Here is a 1,230-nt window from a genome sequence, read left to right as displayed (position 1 = left end):
CCCCTCGCGTGTGCGGCAGCGGAGTGAGGGCTGGATCGCCTACTCGGTGATGGAGGCGACGACGCCGGCGCCGACGGTGCGTCCGCCCTCGCGGATGGCGAAGCGCAGCTTCTCCTCCATGGCGACCGGCACGATCAGGGTGACGTCCATGGTGACGTTGTCGCCCGGCATCACCATCTCGGTGCCCTCCGGCAGCTGGCACACCCCGGTCACGTCCGTGGTCCGGAAGTAGAACTGCGGACGGTAGTTGGTGAAGAACGGCGTGTGGCGCCCGCCCTCCTCCTTGGTCAGGATGTAGGCCTCGGCCTTGAACTTCGTGTGCGGCTTGACCGAGCCCGGCTTGCACACCACCTGGCCCCGCTCCACGTCCTCCCGCTTGGTGCCCCGCAGCAGCACCCCGACGTTGTCCCCGGCCTGGCCCTGGTCGAGCAGCTTGCGGAACATCTCGACGCCCGTCACCGTCGTGGTCTGGGTCGCCCGGATGCCCACGATCTCCACCGTCTCGCCGACCTTGATGATCCCGCGCTCGACACGCCCCGTCACCACCGTGCCGCGGCCCGAGATCGAGAACACGTCCTCGATCGGCATCAGGAACGGCAGGTCGATCGGCCGCTCCGGCTGCGGGATGTAGGCGTCCACGTGCCCCATCAGCTCCAGGATCGCGTCGTGCCCGATCTTGGGCTCCCGGTTCTCCAGCGCGCACAGCGCCGAGCCCTTGGTGATCGGGATGTCGTCCCCGGGAAAGTCGTACTTCGAGAGAAGCTCGCGCACCTCGAGCTCCACCAGGTCGAGAAGCTCCGGGTCGTCCACCATGTCGACCTTGTTCATGAACACCACCAGCGCCGGAACACCGACCTGGCGCGCCAGCAGGATGTGCTCGCGCGTCTGCGGCATCGGGCCGTCAGCCGCCGACACCACCAGGATCGCACCGTCCATCTGCGCCGCGCCCGTGATCATGTTCTTCACGTAGTCGGCGTGCCCCGGGCAGTCGACGTGCGCGTAGTGCCGGTTCGCCGTCTCGTACTCCACGTGCGCCGTCGAGATCGTGATCCCGCGGGCCTTCTCCTCGGGCGCCTTGTCGATCTGGTCGTAGGCCGTGAACGTCGCGCCACCCGTCTCCGCCAGGACCTTGGTGATCGCCGCCGTCAGCGACGTCTTGCCGTGGTCCACGTGACCGATCGTCCCGATGTTGCAGTGCGGCTTCGTCCGCGAAAACTTTTCCTTGGCCAT

General features: G+C 67.6%; 1 protein-coding gene. It reads right to left on the bottom strand.

Annotated elements, in window-relative coordinates; all coding sequences use genetic code 11:
• Window positions 1–39: 39 nt before the first annotated feature.
• Complete coding sequence (tuf, locus tag DT057_RS34970; protein WP_128566565.1) at window positions 40–1,230, bottom strand: elongation factor Tu; 1,191 nt, start codon at window positions 1,228–1,230, stop codon at window positions 40–42.

Source organism: Methylobacterium crusticola (assembly GCF_003574465.1).
In the GTDB taxonomy this organism is placed as follows: domain Bacteria; phylum Pseudomonadota; class Alphaproteobacteria; order Rhizobiales; family Beijerinckiaceae; genus Methylobacterium; species Methylobacterium crusticola.
The sequence above is the reverse complement of the archived record's forward strand: the minus strand, read 5'-3'. Positions and strand labels throughout refer to the sequence as shown.

Coding starts and splice junctions, on each gene's coding strand:
- tuf (WP_128566565.1), bottom strand. CDS start 1,230: ATGGCCAAGGAAAAGTTTTCGCGGACGAAGCCGCACTGCAACATCGGG.